This window comes from Metabacillus dongyingensis, assembly GCF_019933155.2.
GTDB classification, from domain to species: Bacteria; Bacillota; Bacilli; order Bacillales; family Bacillaceae; genus Bacillus_P; species Bacillus_P dongyingensis.
This window is the reverse complement of sequence record NZ_CP082944.1, coordinates 2,460,177-2,482,386: the sequence shown is the minus strand read 5'-3', so window position 1 is coordinate 2,482,386 and position 22,210 is coordinate 2,460,177. Positions and strand designations below refer to the sequence as shown.

At 38.1% G+C, this 22,210-nt stretch carries 31 protein-coding genes and 1 pseudogene; 14 read left to right on the top strand and 18 right to left on the bottom strand.

The annotated features are described in order from the left end of the window. Entirely contained in the window at positions 1 to 1,968 is a 1,968-nt protein-coding gene (gene parE, locus K8L98_RS12340) for a DNA topoisomerase IV subunit B (protein WP_223442925.1), read from the bottom strand. A gap of 333 nt (positions 1,969 to 2,301) precedes the next feature. Here parE and K8L98_RS12335 point away from each other — a divergent pair, with 333 nt between their 5' ends. Continuing rightward, complete coding sequence (locus K8L98_RS12335) at positions 2,302 to 2,898, top strand: PadR family transcriptional regulator (protein WP_223442923.1); 597 nt, start codon at positions 2,302 to 2,304, stop codon at positions 2,896 to 2,898. Positions 2,899 to 3,056: 158 nt separating this feature from the next. Then, entirely contained in the window at positions 3,057 to 3,365 is a 309-nt protein-coding gene (locus K8L98_RS12330; protein ID WP_223442921.1) for a hypothetical protein, read from the top strand. A gap of 138 nt (positions 3,366 to 3,503) precedes the next feature. Here the strand turns inward: K8L98_RS12330 and K8L98_RS12325 are convergent, their stop codons facing one another. Beyond that, the gene (locus K8L98_RS12325; RefSeq protein WP_240549822.1) at positions 3,504 to 3,917 is read right to left on the bottom strand and encodes a CoA-binding protein; all 414 of its coding nucleotides are present in this window, start codon (positions 3,915 to 3,917) and stop codon (positions 3,504 to 3,506) included. 115 nt (positions 3,918 to 4,032) lie between these two features. On the opposite strand from K8L98_RS12325, the gene plsY reads away from it, so the two are divergent. The 3 genes from plsY to K8L98_RS12310 all read left to right on the top strand — a co-directional run bounded on the left by plsY (position 4,033) and on the right by K8L98_RS12310 (position 6,295). Next, entirely contained in the window at positions 4,033 to 4,617 is a 585-nt protein-coding gene (gene plsY / locus K8L98_RS12320) for a glycerol-3-phosphate 1-O-acyltransferase PlsY (RefSeq protein ID WP_223442919.1), read from the top strand. A gap of 178 nt (positions 4,618 to 4,795) precedes the next feature. Further along, positions 4,796 to 5,920, top strand: a complete 1,125-nt coding sequence (locus K8L98_RS12315) for a CapA family protein (protein ID WP_223442916.1) — start codon at positions 4,796 to 4,798, stop codon at positions 5,918 to 5,920. A 72-nt stretch (positions 5,921 to 5,992) separates the two neighbouring features. Further along, positions 5,993 to 6,295 (top strand): HesB/YadR/YfhF family protein, encoded by a 303-nt coding sequence (locus tag K8L98_RS12310; protein WP_223442913.1) that lies wholly within the window; start codon positions 5,993 to 5,995, stop codon positions 6,293 to 6,295. 12 nt (positions 6,296 to 6,307) lie between these two features. On the opposite strand, the gene K8L98_RS12305 is transcribed toward K8L98_RS12310, so the two are convergent. The 7 genes from K8L98_RS12305 to acnA all read right to left on the bottom strand — a co-directional run bounded on the left by K8L98_RS12305 (position 6,308) and on the right by acnA (position 11,342). Next, positions 6,308 to 6,610: a hypothetical protein gene (locus K8L98_RS12305; RefSeq protein ID WP_223442910.1), complete on the bottom strand. Its 303-nt coding sequence runs from the start codon at positions 6,608 to 6,610 to the stop codon at positions 6,308 to 6,310. 8 nt (positions 6,611 to 6,618) lie between these two features. After that, positions 6,619 to 7,035 (bottom strand): acyl-CoA thioesterase, encoded by a 417-nt coding sequence (locus K8L98_RS12300; RefSeq protein ID WP_223442907.1) that lies wholly within the window; start codon positions 7,033 to 7,035, stop codon positions 6,619 to 6,621. Between the two features lie 128 nt (positions 7,036 to 7,163). Continuing rightward, positions 7,164 to 7,394, bottom strand: coding sequence for a small acid-soluble spore protein Tlp (gene tlp, locus K8L98_RS12295; RefSeq protein ID WP_223442904.1), 231 nt, complete (start codon positions 7,392 to 7,394; stop codon positions 7,164 to 7,166). A gap of 94 nt (positions 7,395 to 7,488) precedes the next feature. Next, positions 7,489 to 7,632 (bottom strand): acid-soluble spore protein N, encoded by a 144-nt coding sequence (locus K8L98_RS12290; RefSeq protein ID WP_223442901.1) that lies wholly within the window; start codon positions 7,630 to 7,632, stop codon positions 7,489 to 7,491. A 66-nt stretch (positions 7,633 to 7,698) separates the two neighbouring features. Then, positions 7,699 to 7,839 carry an FbpB family small basic protein gene (locus K8L98_RS12285; RefSeq protein ID WP_375142520.1) on the bottom strand — a complete coding sequence of 47 codons (141 nt, stop codon included), beginning with the start codon at positions 7,837 to 7,839 and terminating at the stop codon, positions 7,699 to 7,701. A gap of 105 nt (positions 7,840 to 7,944) precedes the next feature. Next, positions 7,945 to 8,457 carry a TlpA family protein disulfide reductase gene (locus K8L98_RS12280; protein ID WP_223442898.1) on the bottom strand — a complete coding sequence of 171 codons (513 nt, stop codon included), beginning with the start codon at positions 8,455 to 8,457 and terminating at the stop codon, positions 7,945 to 7,947. A 158-nt stretch (positions 8,458 to 8,615) separates the two neighbouring features. Then, positions 8,616 to 11,342, bottom strand: a complete 2,727-nt coding sequence (gene acnA / locus K8L98_RS12275; protein ID WP_223442895.1) for an aconitate hydratase AcnA — start codon at positions 11,340 to 11,342, stop codon at positions 8,616 to 8,618. A 242-nt stretch (positions 11,343 to 11,584) separates the two neighbouring features. Between acnA and sspO the strand changes: the two genes are divergently transcribed. Next, a complete protein-coding gene (gene sspO, locus K8L98_RS12270; RefSeq protein WP_070877357.1) occupies positions 11,585 to 11,734 on the top strand; it encodes a small acid-soluble spore protein SspO in 150 nt (49 codons plus the stop codon). A 34-nt stretch (positions 11,735 to 11,768) separates the two neighbouring features. Here the strand turns inward: sspO and K8L98_RS12265 are convergent, their stop codons facing one another. Continuing rightward, positions 11,769 to 12,032, bottom strand: coding sequence for a hypothetical protein (locus K8L98_RS12265; protein WP_223442892.1), 264 nt, complete (start codon positions 12,030 to 12,032; stop codon positions 11,769 to 11,771). Positions 12,033 to 12,162: 130 nt separating this feature from the next. On the opposite strand from K8L98_RS12265, the gene K8L98_RS12260 reads away from it, so the two are divergent. From K8L98_RS12260 to K8L98_RS12250, 3 genes are all read left to right on the top strand, one after another. After that, a complete protein-coding gene (locus tag K8L98_RS12260) occupies positions 12,163 to 12,309 on the top strand; it encodes a small acid-soluble spore protein P (RefSeq protein WP_223442888.1) in 147 nt (48 codons plus the stop codon). 268 nt (positions 12,310 to 12,577) lie between these two features. Further along, positions 12,578 to 12,982 carry an Hsp20/alpha crystallin family protein gene (locus K8L98_RS12255; RefSeq protein WP_223442885.1) on the top strand — a complete coding sequence of 135 codons (405 nt, stop codon included), beginning with the start codon at positions 12,578 to 12,580 and terminating at the stop codon, positions 12,980 to 12,982. Between the two features lie 154 nt (positions 12,983 to 13,136). After that, positions 13,137 to 13,316, top strand: a complete 180-nt coding sequence (locus tag K8L98_RS12250; protein WP_223442882.1) for a hypothetical protein — start codon at positions 13,137 to 13,139, stop codon at positions 13,314 to 13,316. Here the strand turns inward: K8L98_RS12250 and K8L98_RS12245 are convergent. After that, positions 13,293 to 13,445 (bottom strand): hypothetical protein, encoded by a 153-nt coding sequence (locus K8L98_RS12245; protein ID WP_223442879.1) that lies wholly within the window; start codon positions 13,443 to 13,445, stop codon positions 13,293 to 13,295. The genes K8L98_RS12250 and K8L98_RS12245 overlap by 24 nt on opposite strands. A gap of 126 nt (positions 13,446 to 13,571) precedes the next feature. Between K8L98_RS12245 and K8L98_RS12240 the strand changes: the two genes are divergently transcribed. From K8L98_RS12240 to K8L98_RS12230, 3 genes are all read left to right on the top strand, one after another. After that, positions 13,572 to 13,730 (top strand): YflJ family protein, encoded by a 159-nt coding sequence (locus K8L98_RS12240; RefSeq protein WP_223442876.1) that lies wholly within the window; start codon positions 13,572 to 13,574, stop codon positions 13,728 to 13,730. Positions 13,731 to 13,874: 144 nt separating this feature from the next. Next, the gene (locus tag K8L98_RS12235; protein ID WP_223442873.1) at positions 13,875 to 14,069 is read left to right on the top strand and encodes a hypothetical protein; all 195 of its coding nucleotides are present in this window, start codon (positions 13,875 to 13,877) and stop codon (positions 14,067 to 14,069) included. A gap of 71 nt (positions 14,070 to 14,140) precedes the next feature. Continuing rightward, positions 14,141 to 14,566 (top strand): DUF2621 domain-containing protein, encoded by a 426-nt coding sequence (locus tag K8L98_RS12230; RefSeq protein ID WP_223442870.1) that lies wholly within the window; start codon positions 14,141 to 14,143, stop codon positions 14,564 to 14,566. Between the two features lie 128 nt (positions 14,567 to 14,694). On the opposite strand, the gene K8L98_RS12225 is transcribed toward K8L98_RS12230, so the two are convergent. The 3 genes from K8L98_RS12225 to K8L98_RS12215 all read right to left on the bottom strand — a co-directional run bounded on the left by K8L98_RS12225 (position 14,695) and on the right by K8L98_RS12215 (position 16,468). Beyond that, entirely contained in the window at positions 14,695 to 15,177 is a 483-nt protein-coding gene (locus K8L98_RS12225; protein ID WP_223443368.1) for a CcdC family protein, read from the bottom strand. Between the two features lie 109 nt (positions 15,178 to 15,286). Continuing rightward, the gene (locus K8L98_RS12220) at positions 15,287 to 15,646 is read right to left on the bottom strand and encodes a response regulator (protein WP_223442867.1); all 360 of its coding nucleotides are present in this window, start codon (positions 15,644 to 15,646) and stop codon (positions 15,287 to 15,289) included. A gap of 114 nt (positions 15,647 to 15,760) precedes the next feature. Continuing rightward, entirely contained in the window at positions 15,761 to 16,468 is a 708-nt protein-coding gene (locus K8L98_RS12215; protein WP_223442864.1) for a cytochrome c biogenesis CcdA family protein, read from the bottom strand. Between the two features lie 268 nt (positions 16,469 to 16,736). On the opposite strand from K8L98_RS12215, the gene K8L98_RS12210 reads away from it, so the two are divergent. Together K8L98_RS12210 and K8L98_RS12205 are read left to right on the top strand one after the other, a co-directional pair. Beyond that, a complete protein-coding gene (locus K8L98_RS12210; RefSeq protein ID WP_223442861.1) occupies positions 16,737 to 16,916 on the top strand; it encodes an aspartyl-phosphate phosphatase Spo0E family protein in 180 nt (59 codons plus the stop codon). A 752-nt stretch (positions 16,917 to 17,668) separates the two neighbouring features. Next, positions 17,669 to 18,091 (top strand): spore coat protein, encoded by a 423-nt coding sequence (locus K8L98_RS12205; RefSeq protein WP_223442858.1) that lies wholly within the window; start codon positions 17,669 to 17,671, stop codon positions 18,089 to 18,091. A gap of 278 nt (positions 18,092 to 18,369) precedes the next feature. Here K8L98_RS12205 and K8L98_RS12200 read toward each other — a convergent pair whose 3' ends face one another. From K8L98_RS12200 to K8L98_RS12185, 4 genes and pseudogenes are all read right to left on the bottom strand, one after another. Next, positions 18,370 to 18,540: a hypothetical protein gene (locus K8L98_RS12200; protein WP_223442855.1), complete on the bottom strand. Its 171-nt coding sequence runs from the start codon at positions 18,538 to 18,540 to the stop codon at positions 18,370 to 18,372. 297 nt (positions 18,541 to 18,837) lie between these two features. Next, positions 18,838 to 18,927: pseudogene (locus K8L98_RS12195) on the bottom strand (YneF family protein); the annotation flags it as partial. A 219-nt stretch (positions 18,928 to 19,146) separates the two neighbouring features. Beyond that, positions 19,147 to 19,872, bottom strand: coding sequence for an STM2766 family helicase-associated protein (locus K8L98_RS12190; protein WP_223442853.1), 726 nt, complete (start codon positions 19,870 to 19,872; stop codon positions 19,147 to 19,149). Beyond that, positions 19,869 to 21,920, bottom strand: a complete 2,052-nt coding sequence (locus tag K8L98_RS12185; protein ID WP_223442851.1) for an STM2767 family DEAD/DEAH box helicase — start codon at positions 21,918 to 21,920, stop codon at positions 19,869 to 19,871. The genes K8L98_RS12190 and K8L98_RS12185 overlap by 4 nt, the downstream gene beginning before the upstream one ends. Between the last annotated feature and the right edge of the window lie 290 nt (positions 21,921 to 22,210).

Sequence of the window (22,210 nt, the reverse complement as noted above, 5' to 3'; positions counted from 1 at the left end):
TTATTCCTCCTCTGCGACGGATAGGTTCTCGTTTTCTAAAATGTTGGTTTCTTCATCTAAGCCAAATGCAACATTGCTTTCTATCCATTTCCGTCTAGGCTCAACCTTGTCACCCATCAATGTCGTGACACGCCTCTCAGCACGTGCGGCATCATCAATGCGGACGCGGATTAATGTTCTTGTCTCCGGATCCATTGTCGTTTCCCACAGCTGATCTGCGTTCATTTCTCCAAGACCCTTGTAGCGCTGTATCATATAGCCTTTTCCTACTTTTTTTAGAACAACCTGAAGTTCTTCATCAGACCAGGCATATTCCACAACCGCTTTTTTTCCTGTCCCTTTGCTGACTTTGTATAAAGGCGGCAGAGCGATAAAAACTTTGCCTGCTTCAATGAGCGGCTTCATATAGCGGTAAAAGAAGGTCAAAATCAGTACTTGAATATGCGCTCCGTCAGTATCGGCATCTGTCATGATAATGACTTTATCGTAATTGCAGTCTTCCACATTAAAATCGGCTCCGACACCTGCTCCGATGGCATGAATAATTGTATTAATCTCTTCATTTTTGAAAATGTCTGCAAGCTTTGCCTTTTCTGTGTTAATGACTTTTCCGCGCAATGGAAGAACGGCCTGAAAGCGTCTGTCCCGTCCCTGTTTCGCTGAACCGCCGGCAGAATCACCCTCAACCAGATAAATTTCATTTCTTTGAGGATTTCTGGATTGTGCAGGGGTGAGTTTTCCGCTAAGCGTGGCCTCAGAACGTTTTCTTTTCTTTCCGCTTCTTGCTTCCTCGCGGGCTTTTCGTGCTGCTTCCCGTGCTTGAAAAGCTTTAATCGCTTTTCTGACAAGCAGCGTGCTTGTCTCCGGATTTTCCTCAAGAAAGTAAGCAAGGTTTTCCGATACGACAGAATCAACTGCAGATCTTGCCTCACTTGTGCCGAGCTTTCCTTTCGTCTGCCCTTCAAATTGCAGCAGTTCTTCCGGAATTCTTACAGAAATGATGGCTGAAAGTCCTTCCCGTATATCTGATCCATCCAGATTTTTATCTTTTTCTTTTAAAATGCCGACTTTTCTTGCGTATTCATTAAATGCACGGGTCATGGCCGTTTTGGAACCAGATTCATGTGTTCCGCCGTCTTTTGTCCGCACATTATTAACAAATGAGAGAATATTCTCTGAGTATCCGTCGTTAAATTGAAAAGCAAATTCAACTTCAATGCTGTTTTGAATACCCTCAAAGGAGACAACATTGTGAAGGGAATCCTTTTCTTCATTCAAGTAGGCAACAAATGCTTCGATTCCTGTTTCGTAGTGATAAACGTCTTTTGTTTGATTCCGTTCATCAATCAGTTCAATTTTCAGGCCTTTTAAAAGAAAAGCGGATTCCCGTAAGCGCTCGCTTAATGTTTCAGCGTTATATGTTGTTGTGCTGAATATAACTGGATCAGGCTTAAAATGAATGATAGTGCCTGTTTTACCCGATTTTCCGATTTTCTCAAGAGTTGTTGCAGGTTTACCGCCATTTTCAAATCGCTGTTCATAGACAAATCCATCGCGATGGATGGTGACGACTACCCATTCAGACAGTGCGTTAACTACAGAGGCGCCAACACCATGCAGCCCGCCGCTGGTTTTATATCCGCCTTGTCCGAATTTCCCTCCGGCATGCAGGACTGTCATAATGACTTCTGCTGTCGGTTTTCCGAGCTTGTGCATTCCAGTAGGCATTCCGCGCCCTTTGTCCTGGACAGACACACTATTATCTTTATGTATTTTCACGATTATGTGATCACCAAATCCGCCTAATGCTTCATCAACGGAATTATCAACGATTTCATAGACGAGGTGATGCAAGCCTCTCGCATCAGTGCTGCCGATATACATACCCGGTCTTTTCCGCACTGCTTCTAATCCTTCTAATACTTGAATCGCATCATCATTGTAATCAAACTGCTGCTGCTTACCCAAACGATTTAAGCTCCTTTCAAAAAAAACAAATGTCACGTCAGACATTGCTGTACATTAAGAACGTATGTTTCTTTATCATATCTTACCATCAGGCAACGTGACAAGCCCTGCACCTTTACTCTCTTTCAAGTTTACCATTGTTTAGAAAAAGTAGCGTATAAAAATAATTACCCAAGCTATATTTTATCTGTTGCTAAAAATTTCGCAAACTAAATCTTAGCAGATGCACGCTGAAATTGAAAATATTTTGGAAAAATGTTGAATTTGTTCCCTTTTTAGACATAACATAATGATATATCAGATTGATACATCAATCCATAAGGAGGCCTCACATTGTCGATTGAACACTCTATTTTAGCCGTCATCAGTTTTACTCCCGCTACAGGATACGATATAAAAAGTGAATTTGAGACCAAAGCTTCAAGCCTTTTTTGGGGAATGAGCTATGGGAGCATCTATCCCAAGCTTAAAAACCTGGAGGAGAACGACTACATTTACTCTGTTTCAAAAGAACATGGCGGCCGGCAGAAAAAGCACTATGAACTGACGAAAAAAGGCTGGATTGAACTTGAAAACTGGCTGTCTGAAGCCCCGTCCTATCCATCTGTGAAAGATGAATTATTTATGAAATTGGCAGCATGGCATTCAGAAATGGACGAAGATCTTCTAGTATCCCATCTAGAGAAAAGAAAAGAAGAGAGTACGGAGCTGCTTCAATACGTCCGCCATTGGCAGCAAAACGGCACTTCATTTATTTCAAGTATCGGAATGATCGGCATCCGCTATGCAGAAATGAAATTGGAAACTGAAATTCGCTGGATAGATGAATCTGTTGAAAAATTAAAAAATGGGGCTCTGCCGCCCTCACAAGACCCCCTCAGCATGGAGCATGAGCTTCTTAAACGGCGCAATAGCAAGTTAAATTCTTGAACTTACAGGAGGTTATGCTGTGAGGTCAATTTAAATCTTTAAAAGTCCCAGCTTTTATTATTTGGTCACAGGTTCTTCAGCCTGTTATTCAATGAAACTAATCGGGCTATCTTTAGGTGGTTTACTAATTGCTTTGTACGGTGTGAGATGCCCCTTATTTGGATGATGGCAGCTGCGGTGTGGTCATAATTGCAAGAGGTATGGGAGCGTTATCGGGTTTTCTTAGCGAAATCATTATTGTGCATGCAGGGCTCGGGAGATTAAAAATATTTGTTCTGGATTATTGGATATGGTATACAAGTGCGTTCATGCTAGAGCTGTTGGGTTCTGTTTTTGCCATTCCTTTTGGTTACTTGCTGCAGGATGAAACCCCTAAAGAATTCATGGGCAGCGTATCCGCTGCAGCCATGGCTCTGCATACACTCTCTATGCTGTCATCACCAGCTTGCGGGAACCATAATTTCTAAATGGATAGGCTCTGCAAGCGTGCTAATGTATGCAGGTGCCGCAACGATTGTTTTAGAGGCAATTGCTGCATTTTACAAACCATCACTTTCTTCATAGAATTCCGGCATAAGAAAATCACAGGGTCACCCCCTGTGATTTCATTTTGTTAAAGCGTGTTCTACTTTAATGCAGCGGTCCATGATAACCGTGCAGCCTTTATCCTTCAATAAATGATAGGCATCCTCATTTACGAGACCTAATTGAGCCCAGAATACGTCTGCATCAATCTCTAAAAATTCCTCTGCAACAGGGAGCAAATGCTCTGACCTGCGAAAAACATTCACAATGTCAATATGACCGTCTATATCTTTTAAAGAGCCAACTGCTTTCACACCAAGCGCTTCTTTGATTGTCGGATTCACCGGAATAATTTCATATCCTGCATCCTGCATCGCTTTACTGACCATGTAAGAAGTGCGCTCAGGCTGATCCGACAGGCCCACTACAGCGATTCGTTTGCTCTTTTTTAATATTTTTCCAATTTCTTCTCTCGATGGGATGGATATACTCATTGTAAAAACTCCTTTTGTATGATTTTTTTTCGTTTCTTTTTTATGACGTAGTCTTAGGTGCTAGTTACATGATAAAATAGTTTTATTCAATTATAAACTAAGGAGAGCGGATTCATTGATTATTGCAGCCATTATTATTTTAGCTTATTTACTCGGTTCCATTCCTTCTGGCCTTATCGTCGGGAAAGTCGGTTACGGGATTGACATCCGTGAGCATGGGAGCGGGAATCTGGGAGGTACGAATACATTCCGCACTCTTGGTGTAAAAGCAGGACTGCTTGTAACCAGTGCGGATATACTAAAAGGAACGCTTGCAGCATCCCTCCCATTCTTTTTTGGTTTAGAGAACGTGCATCCGCTGCTGATCGGAATCTTCGCTGTCATTGGCCATACGTACCCGTTGTTTGCCAATTTCAAAGGCGGAAAGGCAGTTGCTACCTCAGGTGGCATTCTCTTGTTCTCTGCACCGCTGATGTTCATTACGATGCTTGCTGTTTTCTTTCTGATCTTATACTTAACAAAGTATGTATCACTGTCATCCATGCTCACAGGCATCTATGCAATCATTTTCAGCATTTTCATCGGTGACCCGGTTTTAATTGCAGTCGTCAGCATTTTGTCCCTGTTTGTTATATACCGTCATCGCGCAAATATTAAACGTATAAGGGATAAAACAGAACCTAAAGTAAAATGGATTTAAAGCTGCCCTCGGGCAGCTTTTTTCATGTAAATAGAAAGCAGAAGACCTTTATCTCAATCAACACAGCGGACACATAGTATTCCCCTAACCTATCAGGCTGAATGAGCCTAAATAAGATTTCCTTTTTTTATTCTATCGTTTATGATAATAAAAAAGATCATTAATAGGAGAAAACTACATGATGAAGAAATGGATCCTCTCAGCTGCCGTTCTGCTTGCCGCAATCGGAGCAGCATTCTTTCTTTTGGCAGAGCCGCAGGAAAATACAGAATACCCTGTGAAAGCGCATTCCGGAATGAATATGTCTCAGCAGCCCAAATCATTCAAATCCGCTGTTACACTTTCAGCAATTGGAGATATATTGATCCACGGGCGTGTTTATAACGATGCAAAAACAGGCAGCAGCACGTATGATTTCAAACCAATGATTAAAGATGTAAAACCTTTGATTGGCAAGAGCGACATCACATTCGCCAATCAGGAAACAATGATTGGCGGCACTGAAATAGGTTTGTCCACCTATCCTTCTTTTAACAGCCCATTCGAGGTTGTGGATGCATTTCAGGATGCTGGTGTGGACATTGCGGGAATTGCCAACAATCACACGCTTGACCGCGGCGAGAAAGCCATATTGAACGCGACTGACCGCTATGATGAAATCGGGATGCCTTATGTTGGAGGCTACCGAAACAGTCAAGATGCTGATGAACCTCGGGTAATCAATAAAAATGGCGTGAAATTAGGTTTTCTGGCTTATACATACGGAACAAACGGTATTCCCGTTCCAGAGGGAAAACCTCATCTCGTTAATTTAATTGATAAACCCAAAATGATAAAAGATATTGAAGAAATGAAGAAGCTTTCAGATGCTGTCATAGTAAGCATGCACTGGGGGGTAGAATATATCCGTCTTCCAAATGAGGAACAGCAGGAGTTAGCGAAGTTTTTGGCTGATCAGGGTGTTAATTTAGTGATTGGACATCATCCCCACGTCCTTCAGCCAATGGAATGGGTAGAAGGTCAAAATGGCAAAAAAACCTTTGTCGTCTACTCTTTAGGAAACTTCTTATCAGGTCAAGTTGGTGAATATAAAGAAATAGGCGGAATTTTCTCCGCAAAAATAACGAAAGAACTTTCAAAAGGAACAAAAAAAATAGAGGTGACTGAGCCGGGCTTTGTTCCGACAATTGTCGTCAATCAAAACAACCGTGCATACCGCGTAAAAGAACTGAAGAATGTTGATCAGGCTCAAAATAATGCGATACAAGAGCATATGTTTCAAAATTTAAATGAAGAAAATTAAAAGAATTTTGCCGAGTTTTGTTTTTGATTTGCCTTTTCGTGGTATCGTATGAAAGAAGGAGTGATACTCAGGATGAACATACATATTAGTGGCAAAGCGGCAGAGTGGTATCAGAATGAAATGAATGTTGCAAGCGGAGATTCGTTTCGATTTTTTGTCCGATACGGAGGCACCAGCACCATACAAAAGGGTTTTTCATTAGGTGTAGTAAAAGATCAGCCAAAGCAAGCTGGTGCAAAAACAGAAAAAAACGGCATTACCTTTTTTATTGAAGAAAGTGACATTTGGTATTTTGATCAAAACGACTTAGTGATTGACTTTGACGAAGAAAAAAGGGAACCCGTATTTGATTATAAAAAAACCGCAGGTAAATAATCTGCGGTTTTTTTAACGTAAACGGAAACGTTCGATGTGTTCAATTAAGTTATGTGCCTCTAAGACTTTTAGCTGTACCGCTCCCATCAAGTCAAAATGGGGATAATCCTTGTTATGATGAATCCACTCTTTCTTTAATCCAAACGTTTCTCCCCACTCGATGAGCTTGGACAAATCAGCGCAGCCTGCTTTTGTAACAGCATGCGAAGCAGGAAATCTTGGGTCTGTCCAAAAATGGGTCAGAAATGCAACCTCTCCTTTTGCTACTTTGGCTTTCCAATCCGACATTTCCTTGCGCTTAATTCCAAATGCCACAGAAATCCCTACTTTTTCGCTTTTTCATATGCTGCATGCCATTCCGGATATTTTTTGCGGATTTGAATTGGTTTGAAATTTTCCTTTTTGACACACACATGGTTTGAAACTGCCTGAAGTGCAAGCTCTCCCTCAGGCGTATACATTTCGTAGCCGTATGCCACTTTAAAGCCGTTATATTCTTCTATCCAAGTATGTACTTTGACGGTTTCACCGTATTTCATCGGTTTTTTGTACTGAACCTGGAGATCAATGACTGGAGATATAATTCCTTCTTTCTCCATATCTGCATAAGAAAAGCCCAGATCCTGAATCAGCTGTGTTCTGCCCACTTCCATCCATACTAAATAATTGGCATGATACACGACACCCATTTGATCCGTTTCTGCGTACCTTATTTCTATCTCTTTTTTTGAAACATGCATATTTGTTCCCTCTCCTTATGAAGCATCCAAATTTAGGACAACGAATAAATATTATCATACCATATGCTGTCATTGGCAACAAAAAATAAAGGATAACCCTTGAGGGTCATCCTTTATAATTTTTTTAGTTATTTATAGCCATTCTCGCGTGCAGATGCTTCATCGCTGATTTCAGAACGGAAGGCTTCAAGACTTTCTTCACGGCGGTGGTTTTTAGCTTCGATGCGGGCTCTTTCTTCGCCACTTGAGAACTCTGCCGTTTCCTGTGCCTTTTCTATATTTTCAATCGTGTTTTGAACCATATCCTGCAGCTTTTCAACATTATCTGAACGATCATCTGGATTTGATTTATAACCCATGTGAACACATCCTTTGTTAAGTTTGATTAAAATAAGAATGAAATGCAAACAAACAATAAGTTTACATAATAATATTATGAAAACTTATTTTGAACTACTCACCTTTTGTTTGCATTACCTGTGGATGTTCATTCGATTTATTTTGCATTTTTTTTCCTTTATTTCCGCCAAAACCTCTGGATTTTGTTCCAATGTGGTTTGGAGTGAAATGGCTTTGTTTATCATTTGAGTTTGTCATGATCTTTCGCCTCCTCACTATTATCTTCACCATTTGAGCGGCAAACATGACAACCAAGTGTTGGATTTAACTGAGCTTATCCAGCAGCCTCTGCTCTACTCTCTCTTCGAGCCGATTTAAAGCTTCCTGGTCCTTCAACAGTTCCTTCTTATTTTCAAGAACTAACTCTTCAAACGTCATTTTTTTTATTTTTCTCAAGCGAGACACCTCCATACATAATACATTCAGTTTTGCCATAAAAAAGAAAAATAGTACAAGTTTTTAGAAAAAACAAAAAAAGACTGCTTAGTTTACCTAAACAGTCTTTAAAACTTAGATTTCAAGCAGTTTCTCCATCGTTTCCTTTGTCATCGCACCGCGGGAAATATTAAGGATTTTTCCTTCTTCATCAAGAAAATATGTTGTGGGATACGAATATACTTCGTATTGAACACTTACTCTTCCATCCTTATCCAAAGCTACAGGAAAGGTTAGTTTCCGTTTTGAAATAAATGTTTCAACATCTTCCCTGCTTTTTTCAGCATTTGTCATGTTAACAGCAAGAACAACCAATTCATCAGGGTGTTCATTTTGCAGCTTCTGCATTTCCGGCATTTCCGCTTCGCACGGCGGACACCATGTAGCCCAGAAATTGACCATCACTTTTTTGCCTTTTACGTCATCTAAATGAACTTTTTCTCCGTTTAGCATCTCAAGTTCAAATTCTGGCGGCTTATTTCCTATCTCAAGCCCTTCTTTTGGTTCTTTAGGCAGGATCGCAAACCAGACTGCATAGCCCGCTAAAAACACAAGCAGACCAATGGCAAGTATTCGTTTCAATTTCATTTCCCCCTTGCTGCATATCCCTTATATCTCATTTATATGTAAGGAAGATGGTAATAGGACAACCACCTATTTGCGTTCTATTTTATTAAATCATCTCTTATTAAAAAGGACAATAAAACCACGCAAAAAAAGGACGGAAACTCCGTCCTTTTCACAATTTAGCCTTTTATTTTTTCGCGTAAGACCATTTGAAGGATGCCGCCATGGCGGTAGTAGTCAACTTCAACATCACTGTCAAAGCGTACAAGCACTTCAAATTCTTTTACATTGCCTTCTTCATCAGTTGCTCTTACTTTCACATGGTCGCGAGGTTTAACTGCTTCATTTATCAGAACCTCGATAGTTTCTTTACCTGTTAAGCCAAGAACCTCAGCACTTTCACCTTGCTTGAACTGCAGAGGAAGAACGCCCATGAATACAAGGTTGCTTCTGTGAATACGCTCAAAGCTCTCAGCAATAACTGTTTTGATGCCCAGTAAGTTTGTGCCTTTTGCTGCCCAGTCACGTGAGCTTCCCATTCCATAGTCTTTACCAGCAAGAACGGCAAGACCAGTTCCGTCTTGTTTATACTTCATGCAAGCGTCATAGATGGAAGTCACTTCACCAGTTGGCCAATATGTTGTATAGCCGCCTTCTGTTCCTGGTGCTACTTGGTTTTTAATACGGATATTTGCAAATGTTCCGCGCATCATAACTTCATGATTTCCGCGGCGTGAACCATATGAGTTAAATTCTCTCGGGCTGACGCCTTTTTCCTGAAGGTAACGTCCTGCAGGAGTATCTTTTCCGATTGAACCGGCTGGAGAGATATGGTCTGTTGTAACAGAATCGCCGAATTTTGCAACAACACGCAAATTCGTTAGCGGCTCAACAAGACCTGGCTCTGGATTCAGGTTTTCAAAGAATGGAGGGTTTTGAATATAAGTGGAATCCTGATCCCACTGATACAATGCCTCATCTGTTGTCTGAATCGCATTCCAGCGCTCGTTATCATCAAATACTCTGCCATATTCCTGGCGGAAGAGCTCAGGTGTTACCGTTTGTTTTACGATCTCATTGATTTCGTCCATTGATGGCCAGATATCGTTAAAGAATACATCGTTGCCATCCTTGTCTTTACCTAATGAATCATTTTTAAGGTCGATATTCACTGTACCAGCTAAAGCGTAGGCTACAACCAGCGGCGGTGAAGCCAGATAGTTTCCTTTTACAAGCGGATGAATTCTTCCTTCAAAGTTTCGGTTGCCTGAAAGAACAGATGTAACAAGCAAGTCGTTTTCAGCAACTGCCTTTTCGATCTCTTCTGCAAGAGGACCGGAGTTCCCGATGCATGTTGTGCATCCATAACCGACAACATTGAAGCCTAATTGGTTCATATAAGGAAGTAATCCGGAGTTCTCAAGGTAGCCTGTAACAACTTTTGAACCTGGTGCTAAAGAAGTTTTAACATAAGCAGGAACCTTCATGCCTTTTTCGATTGCTTTTTTAGCTACTAAACCAGCTCCAACCAATACATATGGATTAGAAGTGTTTGTGCAGCTTGTAATCGCGGCAATGGCAATTGCACCTGTTTTCATTTTTGTTTTTTCACCGTTAGCAAGCGTTACGCTAATTTCTTTATCAGCTTCTGCTGCTTCTAAACCAAAGCCCTGGTTGCCGGCTGGAGCAGCAAGAGCTGTTTGGAAAGATTTCTGCATAGCTGACAGTGGAATTAAATCCTGAGGACGCTTAGGACCTGAAAGATTTGCTTCAATCTCACCAAGATCAATTTCTACAACAGATGTGTAGACTGGCTCTACATCAGGTGAGAAGAATAGTTCGTTTGCTTTGCAGTATGCTTCAACAACATCTACAAGCTCCTGGTCACGGCCAGTTAACTTCATGTATTCTAATGATTCATCGTCTACTGGGAAGAATCCGCAAGTTGCGCCGTATTCAGGTGCCATGTTGGCAATTGTTGCACGGTCTGCAAGCGGAAGCTGCGGTACACCAGGTCCGAAGAATTCAACAAACTTGCCTACAACGCCTTTTTGACGAAGAACTTGTGTTACTTTAAGGGCAAGGTCTGTTGCCGTTGTGCCGTTTGGCATTTGGCCTGTCAATTTTACTCCGATTACTTCTGGAACAGGGAAATATGATGGCTGTCCAAGCATTCCAGCTTCAGCCTCAATGCCGCCGACACCCCATCCTAATACGCCGATGCCGTTGATCATCGTTGTATGTGAATCCGTTCCTACAAGTGAATCTGGGTATGTTTCAAATGTGCCGTCTGCGCCTTCAACTGCATGAACAACGTTTGCCAGGTACTCTAGGTTTACCTGGTGAACGATTCCAGTTGCAGGAGGTACTGCGCGATAATTATTAAACGCTTTCTTTGCCCAGCTCAAAAATTTATAGCGTTCAGCGTTGCGTTCGAACTCAAGTTCCATATTGAATTGAAGGGAATCCATTGTTCCTGCTTTATCAACCTGAACAGAGTGATCGATTACCAAGTCCACTGTAATTTCAGGATTAATGACATCAGGATTTCCGCCGATGTCTGCCATTGCTTTACGGAGCGAAGCAAGGTCCACTACAGCCGGAACGCCTGTGAAATCCTGCAGAATAACACGTGATGGCTTAAATGGCACATCAAGCTCTTTTTGCTCTGCCGTTCCCCATTTTGCTAAATTTTCAACATGCTCTTTTGTGATGACTCTTCCATCTACTTGTCTTAGAACTGATTCAAGCAGAACTTTGATTGAGTATGGCAATTTTGAAACATTGCCGACCCCTGCATCTTCTAATGCTTTTAATGAATAATAGTTGTATGTTTTTCCGCCTACTGTAAAACTTTTACGCGCTTGGAAAACATCGTGATGTGATAATTGCTGTTGTTTCGTCATATGTTTTCTCCCCTTTTAAATCAAAATCGACGTGTGTCGAAACCTCGGTCTCTCCCACCAAATTATTCGCACAATTTCATCTTAATACATGTTTAAACATAAGTAAATAACAATGCTGTTATCAAACTACATAAGTAGTTCTTATCGTTTAAAACTTCAGTACTTTTTTAATATATTGAATTGTAAACGCGCACATCATTTTCCTTAAGAAACATACACTATATCCATGGGGGTGAAAGAGAATGGCAAAACGTAAAGCAAACCATGTCATAGAAGGCATGAACGCTGCTTCAGCACAAGGAAAAGGGACAGGATATAATGAGGAATTTTCGAATGAGCCTCTGACCGCTGCCCAGAAGCAGAATAATAAAAAACGCAAAAAAAATCAGTAATCAAAAAACGACGGCATTCCCGTCGTTTTTCAACTTATTGATTCTCAATATTCACTTCTGCAACAATTCTTGAGAGATCTTTTCTGTATTGCTCTAATGTTGCACGCTGAGTTTCTGAGGCTACTTCTAATGCATTGTTAATTTGTTCATATGCCTCATTCACTTCTTCTTTTAAGTGGCTAAGCTGAATGCCGTATTCTGAGCTGTCAGCGGAAAGCTGCTGATACATATTTTCCGCCTGTGCGGTTCCTTGCTGGGCAGCCTGAAAAGCCTGCTGTTTATCCTTATGGTATGGCATTTAATTCCCTCCTGTAATAATGCTGATATGTAGCTTATTGTGGGATATAAATGGTCATATTATACAGGCTTTAATTTGTATGATTGCATCTTAAAAGTTTCATCCTAATTAGAAAGGATGGTGAAAAAACATGACCAATAAAAATGACAGTAAAGATATGCACAAGAATGCACCAAAAGGCAATAATCCGGGTCAGCCTGAACCATTAAGCGGGTCTAAAAAAGTGAAGAACCGGAATCATACACGCCAAAAACATAACTCACACCACGACATGTAATCATCAATATGAACGGCTCTGCTTCAGGCATCCGTTCAACTATTTTTATTTTTTTTGGCTAAGCATTAACATCCCTGTCTGTTAATAAAATATTTTATACAGATTACATCCCCTCAGAGCTCAGGTGATCTTGTGAACAATCTTCCGCAGAAAAAAGTTTTGACCCTTTCATTATTATTACTCTTCTATATTTCTTTTACTTTCATTCACGCAATGTCTATGAACTGAATATGATTTAAGTAGTATGGTTTTTGGAGGTCAATTTTAGATGGACAAAAAAAAACGTTCAAAGCCATCTGATCTAAGCTGTATTGAAGACTGGATGAATCAATTTTTCACAGATCCATTCTCAGCTCTGCTTGATTACCATTCTTTCCGTGTGGATTTATTTGAAACAAGTGATGAATATATTGTAGAAGCAGAATTCACAAATATAAATCCAGAAGATATAAAAATAGTAACCAATCAAGAAACGTTAATCATCTCGGCCCATCCTTCTCTATCTGCAAATGAAGATAAAGATCAGCTGGAAAGATCCATTCTTCTTCCTTTTTCGCTTGAGAAAAAAATGATAGAAGCCTTTTTTTCAAATGATATTCTGGAAGTGAAAATATGCAAAGAAGGCAGCTGTGCACGCAACGGGTGTCACATCCCTGTCCAATTTACAAATTAAAGCAAGATTTTATCTTGCTTTTTGTTTTGGCTAAATTTCTTAATAGCCATGCCTGAGCAAAATCAAGAGCAAGCCTTTTTATGTCTCTTTAGGTAAAGGTTTAGACAAGTCCTTTTCAATTGGCATATTAGTATTGAGAAGGAGCGTGGAAGGATTGGGTGTATTTATTAAAAATCTTGTCATACATGAAATTACAGGCGGAGTAGTGAATTTTGGGAATTCCATTCAAACAGGAGCAAATGAAACAAGTAAGACTGTTCAGGATTCAGAGCAGGAAACGAGCGAAACGGCACCTGAAAAGATGCCGCAGCTAGGAGTCCGATTCTTTTTTTAAGCCAGTTGTTTTCGGATGGTGGGTTTGAACATTTATTTCAATTTTATTAATTACCTTGTTGCCGCAGCGTTTGCATAATTGGTTTTGATTTAAAAGCTGCATACAATTTGTACAATAATACTTCTCCATGTCTAAGCCTCCTATAGATCAATATATGATGGGAAGACATGAAAGTTTCTTAATAAAGACTGTACTTGTTCTGAAAAACCTCTTTTTATCATATTTTCTCCTAACTATATAAAAAGGGGTTTTCATATGGCTTATTATGGTTCAAAAGGATGGTATGTTAAAAAACTGAGAGAAATGGGGATCACGAAACACCCAATTGAAAGACGGAAATTGAAATTATACAAAACCTACGTTCTGCGGAACCTGTATTTCCGATTCACTCAAGAAATGGATGAAACTTCCTGACACAGGAAGTTTTTTATAGGTATATAGAACTATAAAATCGAATGACTTCAAAAAAAATTTACATTAATAAGGAAAATAATTCTTTTTTATAGTCGTTTTTAATCATATAATGAATAAGAAACTGCTGAATAAGGAGGAGCGTTTATGACGTTACTGTATGAAATTCTGTATCTTCCCACAAATTCCGGGACAATCCGTATTGACCTCTCTTATAAACGCTCTTTTTATATTGCACATGCAGAGCTGCTGGGACACCTCTCATCAGGCAAAGACCGAAATAAGCGCAATGCGATAAAAAAATCCTTGCTGGAGCTCTCAAAACAGGTCCAGTCCGGATAAGACAACTTTTCAACCCCTTTTTCGTGGTGTATAATAGAGGCAGATTGCAGGCTGGATCGGGGGTTTGAAAGATGTTAGACGGCTGGTTCCTATGGTTTATTCTTTTCTGGGTCGTTTTTTTGGCAGGAATGCTTGGAATAGGCGGATTTTTTATGTTCCGCAAATTTTTAAAGCGTTTACCAAAAGAGGATGGAAAATCGGACCTGGATTGGGAAGATTATTACATACAGCAAACAAGGCACCTATGGGATTCAAGGCAGAAAGAGCTTTTAGAAGACCTTGTAGAACCTGTGCCTGAATTATTCAGAGATGTTGCAAGAGCTAAAATTGCAGGCAAAATCGGGGAAATGGCATTAAAGGAAAACGCAGAACGAATCACTCAGGACTTGGTGATTCGCGGTTATATTACAGCAACTCCTAAACGAGATCATAAATTCCTGTTAAAAAGACTTAAGGAAAAAGAAATCGATCATACACCATACAGAGCTTTATTTTAAGAAAAGCGTAAACGCCTTGTTAAGTTCAGGCATGACAGTGCAGTTCTGAGCAATGAGTTATGCGCTTGAACAGGCATTAAATAAATCTCTATCATTTAAAAAACCCACCGGATCTCCTGGTGGGTTTTTCATGTAGCCTGAATATTTGGCGGATTGAGCTGATTTTCGAGCTTCCGATAGGAAAGATACATGGCAATTCGCCAAGGGACAATCATTCCAAACGCAAGGATCCAGAACATCCCGCTTAGTTCCCCTACGTCTATCGTATTGCTCAAGTAAAATTTTAAAGCGATTCGAATAATCAGCAGTCCGATTAATATAAATGCAAAAGCTTTTGACCTTTTCAAGTATATCTTGTCTTCTTTCACTTCAAATGTTGAAGTTTTAATTAAAAAGATAGAGAAAATACATCCGAGCGTGATCGCTTCCAAAAATTCAAACGGAGTCACACGGAACATAGGATGCAAAAACATCAATGCACCAGTGCTCATAAAGATTGGCGGTAAGATAATCTTTTTGGCACTAGCAGGCTTTTTAGAAGCTCTCATGCGTATCATCATGACACCTAATGCCATCACGACTGCAATAATTGTTGAGAAAATGACCAATATGATCAATCCTTTTCACGGAGTTACTTATATTATAATATACTTTAGTCATAAATAAAAAACCATCTTGTCTAATATCCGATGGTTCTTTGATTTAATGGAGATGGAGAGTTTATCCCAATACACGATTTATAGCATCGTACACTCTCGTTTCATCAAAAGGCTTAATGATAAAGTCCTTTGCTCCGGCTTCAATTGCTTCAACGACCATTTTCTGCTGCCCCATCGCTGAACACATTATAATCTTTGATTGAGGAAATTCTTTTTTAATTTCTTTTAATGCTTCGATGCCGTTCATCACAGGCATTGTGATATCCATTGTAACCAGGTCTGGCTGCAATGTTTGATAAAGGCGAACGGCTTCTGCTCCATTTTCAGCTTCTCCTGCAATTTCATGTCCATTGCTTGTAAGTATTTTAGATAATGTTACCCTCATAAACTTGGCATCATCCACAATCAGTACATTAGCCATGCCAGCTCCTCCTCACAGTCTTACCGAAAGCAAATTCTACTATTCTATGAGTTATTATAACAAAAAAAGGAGCAGAAGGTAGTAAAATCGACCTAAAAATAATATTTATTAGGTCTAAAATCCTGTAAACCCTCCAAACAGTCTGCTGAATAAGATAATAATCTGAGTCATCCAGTCGAAAAAGAGCATGATTCCAATTAGAATCATCAGCCATCCGCCAATCTTCATGATTTTCAAATTATGTTTTCGGATCCATCCCAGCCTGCCAATAAAGAAAGCCATTACAAGAAACGGAATAGCAAAACCAAGTATGTAGGCTATCATATAGATCATTGCAGAACCAGGATTGCTGAGCGTTAAAGCGAAAACAGCTGTTAAAATTGGTCCTGTACATGGTGTCCAGCCGGCGGCAAATGCAAGACCTATTAAAACAGAACCTAGATATCCAGACGGTCTGTTTTTTAATTCAAAGCGGTGTTCCTTCATTAAGAACTTCGGCTGGAAAACACCAACGATCACAAGCCCAAAGAAGATTATAAGAATAGCTCCCACTTGCCTGATCAATTCAGAATATCCAAAAAAGAACTCCCCAATAAAAGAACTTCCAAAACCGAGCGCGATAAAAATAATCGAGAATCCAAGTAAAAAGAACAGTGTATGAAGAAGACTCCTTTTTTGCAGCATAGCATTTTCCGTTTTAATCTCTCCGACCGAAACACCAGTTATGTATGATAAAAAGGCTGGATATAAAGGCAGGCAGCATGGTGAGACAAAAGATAAAAAACCAGCTCCAAAGGCTAAAAATAGATTCAAATCTGTCATTTGTGTTATCCTCCTCCCTTAGTTGAGTCACATTACATTCTAGCAAATACATCCAGAGAATTATATGTTTCACTATGTGACATTTTTATGTCAATTACTTAACAACTATGCAAATGGATTTCTTCATAGAGCCGTTACCATTATAATAGTCATATATTAGTTGAAAAAATCCTTATTTTCCCTTCGAATTATTTTCCAAATTAGGATATAATAGAAAATATTAGCAAAAGGATCGGATAGAACTTACATACAGAAAGGACAAGTTTTCGTGTCTAAACAAGAATTATTGAAACTTATTGAAAAAAAACGAGCGGAAATGATTGAAATCGCAACGAAAAATGGAATTAACTCAAACGTGTCCATTCAATACAGTCAGGAACTCGATCACTTGCTGAATGAATACAATCGTTATAGCTACAGTTCAATGAAACGAATGACTTATTCTTAAAAACTATAAAAAAAGCACGCTTCTGAACGTGCTTTTTATTTTGCCTGATTGATTTTCTTTTAGGGAGGGTTTCATTCCCATTTGCATCAAACCCTTGATATATAAGAGATTTCCCCCTCTTTACCGACCGCTTATTCTGTTTAGAAAAATCTGCATTTTAAGTGAAATAAGGTATATTCTCGCATAATCTTTCATATTTTTCGTAAACTGCCTCTACCCCATTCATCAATTCCCTATTATGTACTTTCAAGAATGCAACACTTCCGAATGGCCACTCAGGTATACATCCTGTGCTATAACTTATCAAACACCATTACAAATATTTGTAATACATTGTGTGAAGTTAGGGTATAGAGGAGTACTTCTTCAGATTCAGACACTTAAAAGCAGCCCTCAAGCTTGCTCAATTTAGAGAAGGTCGTTTTTGCTGTTCAATATTCAAATGAAGGAATTCTTAAATATCCTTTTTTCGTCAAATTACGGTATGTTACAATGCCTTTTAACTTAGGCGGCCCAAGGCAGATAAAGTCAGAGTTTTCCTTAACAATGTACTTACTGTTTCCCCCATATAATTTCCTTCGGTGTTCCGGTTTCATAAATTCCATTTTGCCGGCTGGAGAACCATCCTCAAAAGAGAGCAATACTCCAAATTCATTTTATTATTTAAACAAAAATAGGTTTTTATATTAGTACAAACATATATCAATTCTCATACTGTATTGTGTAGCTAAAAAACAGGAAGGGGAAATAAAATGAATTGGAATTGTAATCAACCATCTCAAGTATTACCTGCAATTGTTCATCCTACTAAATGCTGTACCAAACACACTTTCAGTAACGTTGTTCAACCTCACATCCATCCATCTCACACAACAATTGTGAATCATACGAATGTTCAAAATCAACACTATTTTCCACAAACTCAATCAGTTGCAAATCAAGTAACAAATCAAAATTTTAATATGGGACCAGGGCCGGGACAGGTGGCTGGTGCATATATGCCAGGACCAGGTCAGGTGGCTGGTGCGTATATGCCAGGACCAGGACAGGTGGCTGGTGCATATATGCCAGGATACGGGCAGCCAGGACAGGTGGCTGGCGCCATGTCGAATATGCCAGCACCAGGTGTTGGTGGAGCATATAATCCAGGTAATATGAAGAGACCTTGGCGTTGAATCGTGTTAACTGGCCAGATATAAATTCTGAGCAGCTTTTAATTGTATATTTCATCTTTTGACGTCCAATCGAGAAATAATAAAAGTAAAAGAGCAGCAAAAAAGCCCCTCTCTATTAAGAGAAGGGCTTTTAACGTTATAATAGTCAATCTTGAGTCCTCTTAGTTAAAGGAGGTCTTATTTAAAAACTTGTATTGATTTTTAAATACAGAAAATAAGAAAGAAATAATAAAAGCTCCCATATCTGCTGCACAGTACATATTCTTAATCAAACTTAACTACTGCTTATTGCTAAAAAAATTTCCGATTCCATAAATTTGCATTTCCATATAAATAGCATTTTGAATGAGTTCAATCCATTCTTCATCAAGTACTTTTCCATTGTCAACCGACTGACTTAATATTAACTTTTCCTCCAATTTACGAGCTGGTCCAATAATCATAAACACGAGACATCAGAACTCTTTACAAAACAGTTTTATGTAATAACTTGTAATTTTTTTATAAAGATCACTTAACAAACAATGGTACAAATATTCATTTTCTAGCTCTTCAATTTCCACTAAAAAAACCGCCTTCCTGTTAATTTCTCAACAGTAAAAGCGGTTTTGAATTGGTAAAAAGAAAGATTAAGCATTTTTTGAAGAAATTATGATGAAGGATTAACTCAAAGGGTTTATGTATGAAGTGATTTCCGTGGAAAACTTGCCTAAAACCCGTTGGAACCCTTGATGTATAAGCTTTTTTTATTTTGCTTGATTGTTCATCATTTTCATCATTTGATTGATTTTCTTTTGGGATGGTTTCATTCCCATTTGCATCATCATCATTTTTAACCCCGTAATATCAAGGGTTTTACTGACTAATCCGAAATCTCTTTCTCATATGAAAAATATACCTTATTTAGCACACCTTGTCTAGATAAATAAAGTAATTAATATAATAGTGGTTTATCATTCTTGCAATAATAAGCTTAATCAGCACTGTAACATAAACAAAATAAAACCCTGCAGGACTAATAAATCCTGCAGGGTTCAGTTGTTCAAGATACACAGTTATCTTTTCTCCAGATGATTTTCATGAACATAAAAACAAGGGTAACTGGAATTAAGAATATTCTCTAGTCCCGTCAGTGACCATTCTTTCTTTTGTATTACAGAATCAAATAACCCCAACTTAAAAGTAGCTCGATTAGAAAAGAAAATATCTAGATGATGAATAGGATGGAAAATAGGACTTGCCCTATCAGTTTCATCAAAATCATATCTTAAATACCCTGGTTCAAATAGGAATAATTTCCTTACTAAATGCCAAATTTCTTTATCTGTAATGATACTTAAATTAGCTTCTTTTACAGCCACAAGTATCTGTTCGTAGAACATTAAAGGTTCACTTGAGTCGTCTATAGAATCCTCAAACCATTTCTCATTTGAAAGGGAGGTTAATACACTTATTATTTGGCTATCTATTTCAATATAGTTATCAACAATAATCCATGTAGTTAACAGTTCAGGATTTGGTTGCTCAATTAATTGAAAAGGGAATGAAAAAGAAAATCTTTTGTGGACTGTACCGTCCTCTCGTTGAAGAGTAAACGTTAATCGACTTGACTTATCTACCAATAATTCACCATATCCTAGATTATTATCAATACTTTCATCTGCAAAGATTATTTCCTGTAATGCCGCAAGTAGTAAATGTATAACTTCGCTCTTCTCTCGGATGGGCTTACTTGCCTGTTCCGCTAAGGTGTGTGACAAAAAGAATTTTATGTTTTTCATAGTAATTCTTGATTCCTAACAATAATTCGCTTAATTAACACTTTATCAACAGAGTCTGGATGCAAAGAATGTACTGATTTTCTTAATTGCTCTTGGTGATGAACAGGTATTTTACATTCTTCAAATATTGCATCAACAATGTCTTTCTGAGAAAGAGTAATATCATTCACATCAAGTACTAATTCAGATTGGTCGATTAATTCGTCAGTTGTTGGTTTAACAATAACCAATTTACTGTTAGTGTTTATACTTTGAAGTCCAGTTTTGACTTCAGGTAGTATGCTTGCATTTGTTGATTTATTCACAACTAAGTAGGAAGTGATAAATGATCGAGTTAGTGTCATGTACAAAGAATTTCTTTTTCTAACTTTTTTACCAATCGTAGAGTTAGCTAAACAAATAATGAAGGGAAACTCTAATCCCTTAACATTATTAATATTACTAATTGAAATATGTTCTTTTTTTACAGACTTTGTGTCATAAATTTTATTAGATTTCCATCCGAGATGACTTGAAATTTTAACTGCAATTAGATTCATTAGATCATAGGAAAATCTACTGTCATCTGTAAATATTATTGCGATATCTTCAGCAACTACAGTTGAATGGTCTCTTTTTATCTCTTCAATAATTTCAATTACTTTATCAGATGTATTCAACTGTTCAACTTCAACTAAATCCACACTCTTTATAGAAGATTCCTCTAAATCAATAAATTTACGAAGAGGATTTCTGGACAAAGTATATTGAGAACCGTTAATATGTTCAATATTATATCCACAAGCATTCCATTGCTCATCACTTAACCAGCGAATAGCTGGTCTTTCAAAAAGACCAAAACCTAAGGAATGTGCAAACATTAAAGTTTTGGGATCTGTTCTGTAACATTTGTTTAATAAAAAATCAGGTAGTGCATCAGTAGTATTAGGTTGGAAAATATTTTGGAAAATGTCACCAGCAACGTAAACGTTTGATTTTGTAACTAACTCGCAGAGTGCAAAGAAACTCTCTTGAAAGTCTTGGCTTTCGTCAATTAAAATGTAATCAAACATAGGAGTAATTACTCCTCTTGCTTTTAAGTTTGAAATTGCTTTCAAACATGCCTGATCAAAGCTGCCTGAACTCAATCCTTGAAAAGGTATATCATAATATTTACAAATCGAACTATATAAACCAATATTTGATCTGTCTGTTTGTGACCCCCAACTGTGCATTACCCATAACCTTTCTCCCCATTTAATCTGTTCTTCTACTTTCATAAAATCGAAAAACTCGGGAATCCGATTACTTAATGAGTTTGCGAGAGACTTATTATAACAGGTGAGAGCAATTCGATTGTCAGTATTTTCAGTATACAGCTCTTTAAGTTTGTGTAGTAATAATTCTGTTTTTCCAGTTCCAGCTAAACCTTGTATTGTAATTCTTTTCTTAGGTAATTTTTTGAAAATGAACCTCGTCTGATCACTATCGAACAAAGTAATATTTCTTTTCACCTTATCTAAAACAGTTTCAGGCAGGTCTTTTCCGATTTTATCGACTGAATTTATACTTCCTATTAATAAAGAGATGAGCAATTCAATTTGTCTTCTTTCCGTGGGGTCAGTAAGAGTGTTTTCAGTGATAAAGTTTTCAATATCTCCATCAAAGTGCTTTAAGTGCTTATCGGTTATTAGATCTTGTTTCCATACTCTGGGTCTACCCAGAATTTTTTTGTATTCAAACTTATCAGATAGATGCCCTAGATCTTCTGAAAAATCATCGATAAAATCATTGAAAGAATCAGAATCGTCCTGAGTATCTATCAGCATAATCTGATGTTCTGGAATTAGTAAAATCATTGGTTGATCAAGTTCATAAGTATATTTCTTGTCACCCAAAGGCCCATCTATTAGATAGATTGGGGTATTTTTCTCATTGGCATATCCCTCTAGTTGTTGCAAAAAGTTATCCAGCTCCCTAGAAGGTTGGATATTCGAAAAAAAGTGTGATTGTTGTTGCATAGGATTTTCCCCTTTTAAAAAATAATTATTAATTGTATCACCTTTCATAACAAAAGCTCGCTGCAGCATGAACTTATTTCATTCTATTTATTCATTTTTTTCATTTAGGTGAAAGATAGTAAAGATGTATGTACTACATAATAACAAATTTTTCTCTATTTTCTCCTCCGTCTCCGTACCTTTTCAATTACATTGTAATTATATCTTTAGTTATGACTACTTTCATAGAGTAATTATAAGACTGTTCAAAAAAACCCAAATTTTTCCCACAATGTATACTTGACTAAGAACTAAACCCTTGAATAAAATTCAGAAAATTATATGAAGTTTACTTTTTA